Source organism: Streptomyces sp. IBSBF 2435, assembly GCF_036815005.1.
In the GTDB taxonomy this organism is placed as follows: Bacteria; Actinomycetota; Actinomycetes; order Streptomycetales; family Streptomycetaceae; genus Actinacidiphila.
Genome location: NZ_JAJSYW010000342.1, coordinates 1 through 3105, shown reverse-complemented (window position 1 = coordinate 3105; position 3105 = coordinate 1). Strand labels below are relative to the sequence as shown.

General features: G+C 71.6%; 2 protein-coding genes. One reads left to right on the top strand and one right to left on the bottom strand.

Annotated elements, in window-relative coordinates; genetic code table 11:
• Positions 1-418: 418 nt before the first annotated feature.
• Entirely contained in the window at positions 419-757 is a 339-nt protein-coding gene (locus V7E46_RS33120) for a WD40 repeat domain-containing protein (RefSeq protein WP_333771865.1), read from the bottom strand.
• Between the two features lie 434 nt (positions 758-1191).
• On the opposite strand from V7E46_RS33120, the gene V7E46_RS33115 reads away from it, so the two are divergent.
• A complete protein-coding gene (locus V7E46_RS33115; protein WP_333771864.1) occupies positions 1192-2730 on the top strand; it encodes a hypothetical protein in 1539 nt (512 codons plus the stop codon).
• The last annotated feature ends 375 nt before the right edge of the window (positions 2731-3105 follow it).

The following is a 3105-nucleotide window of genomic DNA, read 5'->3' as shown; positions in this document are numbered from 1 at the left end:
GCCCCCACCCCCGCCGGGGCAGACGCCAAGACTCCGCGGCCTGTAGGAAACCGACAACCTCCTACTCGGCCGGGGCCATCTCGATTCGCTGTGAAAACAGCCTGACCTGCCGGTTTTCCGCGTCCGTGGTCCCCAAGTGGTCCCCAGAGTCCTGACGCACCATCACATGAAAACCGTCGCCAGCAACGCTGAAGGGCCCACTGACCTGGCTTTATGCCAGTCCAGCGGGCCCTTCGTGCACCGTCGGGACGGCAGGATTTGAACCTGCGACCCCTTGACCCCCAGCGCGAATCGGGGCCTCATTTCCTCGATATTCGGGGCGAACCGACCGCGCACAGCGTGCAGTATGCGGTGGTTGCTCACCGACGCGCATGACGCGTGGTCCCCACGTGGTCCCCGGACGGACCGGCCCAGCCCTTCACAGGCCACCTTCCTTCCGCGTCCAGTCGGGTCGCAACAGTGCGGCCACCTTGTCGACCTGTCCCAGATCTGCTGCGAGCTCGCCGGTGGCAGCGTCCCACTCCTGAACCCGACGGTCCCCGTCGGCGGTGAACACTCTCGCGCGCCCATGGAGAACCGCCGTGTCGAGGGACGAGATGTTCTCCTCGCCGAGTTCGACCCGCGAACCGATCTGCTCCCACGTCCCCGTGTCCCAGCGGCGCATCACGCCGTGGCGGCTGGCGGACACCAGGACGGTCCGGCCGGACGGTAGCCGGACGGCCTTCAGGAAGTGGATGATGTCGTCGTGCGCGTCCACCGGATTTCCGACAGGCAGTCCGGGCCCAGCGTCCCAGCGACACCCGGGCGGGCCACCTTGCTGGCCCGGCTGCGCACGATGGGCATGGCCCGGCAGCAGACCCCGCGGCTGGTGCTGCTGGAGATTCCCTCCGCACCGTGGGTCCGCCGCGGCTCAGCTCTCCCGCCACGTCCTTGCTCCGGCCCGCTGCCCCGACGCGGCGCCGGAGCTGTGTTCGGCAGGAGCCCTACCACGCAGGAAGACGAGGCCAACTTCCCCTGACCGTACGGAACATCGATACTTGGAGCTGTCGCCGCAGACCGCCGGCACGGGGGTACGGCGAACGCACCGCTCGATCGCCAGGACGGTGTAAACGGAACGGTGGCGGGCCCGAGGCCCGACCGACGAAGGGCGCCCGGTGACCGACAGCAGGCAAACAACCCCGAAAGACTTAGATGAGTGACGCAGAGCCGGACGACCACGGCATGACGAACCGTGTGCCGGACCCGAGCCGGGTCGCCGCCGGTGGCGACCCGGGCGACCCGAAGACCCCCGCCGCTCCCGACGAGACGGGCGGCGCCGGCCCGCCCTCCGGGGCAGCCGATCCGTCCACCAAAGGAGAGGACGAGTCCGCCCGCCCGCCCAACTCGGCAGCCTCCGGCCGCCGGCGACCGCCGCCACCGCCACCGGCGTGGTTAGCCCGGCGCGGCGCGCAGTCCGCGCCCCCGGCCGCCCCGGAGCGGCCGGGCAGCACGCCGTCTAGCGAGTCGCAACCGCAGCCGGCCCGTCCGGACAGCACCTCGGGCAGCGCCACGGGCACCAAGCCCGCCACCGGAGCCGCGAGCGGCACCGCCGAGGCCGCCGAATCCGAGAGCCGGCCGCTGCCGGCGTCGCGGAAGCGGTCCCACGACATCACCCCGCTCAGCGAGTTGCTCCCTCCCCCGACCGACGAAGCCGCGCAGGAGCCGGCGGCACAACACCCACTCGGCGGACCTGTGGAAGAGGACCCGCACCAACCGCAGCAGGGCGCCGTCTCGATCGAGACGTCCGCCGAGGAAGCCGCGGCGACCGGACCTCGAACCGTCGAACAGCCGGCCACCGCTTTCGGAGCGACCGCCATTGAGCCACTCGCCGCAGCCGTCGAATCGCCGCACGAGGAGCGGCGGCCCTGCGGCCGGAGGCGCTCGATGGCGGCGGTCGCGGCAGCAGTGGTGCTGGTGGTCGCCGGCGCGATCGCGATCGTGGCCACCGCGGATGGCGGCAACAGCAAGAAAGCCGCGGCGTCCGACCGCCGGTCCGGCGCCCCGGCGACCATGATCGTCCGGCAGACCTCGCCCGCCCTGGTCACCGGATCGCCGGGCAAGACCGGGGACAGGCCCAGCCCGTCCCCCTCTACGAAGAAGAAGCCGGCGGGATCCCCTCATGGTTCTCCCGACGGCTCCGGCCGCACCGTGGTCGCAAACGGTTCCGGCGGGTCGGCCAGCTCCGGTGGCTCGGGCAGTTCAGGCGGCAGCGGTTCGGATGACACGGGCACGAAGAGCGGCGGCGCCGGGAAAGCGCCGGCCGGGCCGACGCATTCCAGCGGTACGCCGACTGACACGGGCACGAAGAGCGGCGGCGCCGGGAAAGCGCCGGCCGGGCCGACGCATTCCAGCGGTACGCCGACGTCGTCCGGCCCCGTCGAGGTCAGCGGACAGCTGAGCTGCCTGTCCGGAAAGTCCATCGAGGGCGTCTGGGTGCACGCGGCGGACAACTCCGACTCGGGCTTCGCCTCGTGGAAGGGCGTGAACACCGGCTCGGGGTCGTTCGGGTCGACGTCCGACTACTGGTTCAAGCTGCCGAAGGCGGAGTTCTACTCGCTCAACGTCGGCTGCGGGGGCACCACCTCGAGCTGGGCGGTGGCGATCGACACGCAGAAGGTCGGCGCCGGGCACAACTCCTTCACCTGCGACGACCGGCACGGAAGCTCCAGCTATTGCACGCTGAGAGGCTGACGCCCGTACCCGGCGGCCACCACCCTGCACAGCAAGTACGCCGAACGCCCCGGCCGCCCGCGCGGCACCCGTCGCGAACCGCACGGGTGCCGCGCGCGGCGCCCGTCGCCACGGACGTACGGACTACGCAGCACCCGGCGGTGTCGGCGTCACGAACAATGCGGGCCCGCACTTGCCCCACAGGCAGCAAGGGCAACAGAGACAGCGGGCGCAGCACCAAACTGACGTCGTAATCATGGAAGACGCGAGACGGATGAAAGAGAGCGACGGTGTTGGTCGGCACGGACGACCCGGTGACGGGCCCCACCGCGCCCCGGCCCGTACCGCCGGACGCGTCCCAGGAGACCCTCCCTGGACACGTCCCCGGCCCGGCCC

Bases quoted from the DNA above. Each gene is read 5' to 3' on its own strand.
- V7E46_RS33115 (WP_333771864.1), top strand. From the start codon at position 1,192: ATGAGTGACGCAGAGCCGGACGACCACGGCATGACGAACCGTGTGCCG.